Source organism: Aequorivita aquimaris (assembly GCF_001573155.1).
Classification (GTDB): domain Bacteria; phylum Bacteroidota; class Bacteroidia; order Flavobacteriales; family Flavobacteriaceae; genus Aequorivita; species Aequorivita aquimaris.
The window spans coordinates 1-691 of sequence record NZ_JRWG01000054.1 but is presented as its reverse complement, the minus strand read 5'-3'; the positions used below and the strand labels follow the sequence as shown (position 1 = coordinate 691).

Sequence of the window (691 nt, the reverse complement as noted above, 5' to 3'; positions counted from 1 at the left end):
CTTCACCCCCAGCCGCGTGCGCGAGATGCGGGACAAGGCCGAGGTGCTCACGCGAGAGATCATCGAAAAGCTGAAGCCGCGCGGCGCATGCGAGTTCGTCAACGATTTCGGACGTGTGATGCCGGTCACCATGTTCCTCGGCATCGTCGATCTGCCCGTCGCCGAGCGCGAGACGTTCGTCGAATGGGGGCTCACATGGATGACCTCCACCGATTCCGAGAAAAAGCTGACCGCGCTCGCCAACGTCAAGGCGTATCTCACCAACGTGCTCGACCAGCGTGCGGCCGAGCCAGGGACCGATCTGCTCAGCCGGATCGTCGGCTGGCGCGATAATCCCCGGTTCCGCAGCGAAGACGAGACGATCGGCATGGCGCTCCTGATCTTCTTCGGCGGGCTGGACACCGTTGCCAACATGCTGGCGTTTATCGTCCGCCATCTGGCAACTCACGAAGCTCATCGTCGCCGGCTGATCGAAGAGCCCGAGATCATCCCACAGGCAACGGAGGAGTTCCTGCGCCGCTTCGGCCTGTCCAGTACGGGAAGGCTAATCCTCAGCGATCTCGACTACAAGGACGCACGGTTCCGCAAGGACGACATGGTTCTGGTGCCCATCGGCCTTTCCGGGCTGGACGACCGCTTGTACGATCGCCCGTTCGAGATCGATTTCGATCGCAATCCGACGCACAACACC

The 691-nt window shown here is 62.1% G+C and carries 1 protein-coding gene; it reads left to right on the top strand.

The features are described 5' to 3' along the window. Positions 1–691 (top strand): cytochrome P450 family protein (locus LS48_RS15415; protein ID WP_162266504.1); only part of this gene is annotated, 691 nt, incomplete at both ends.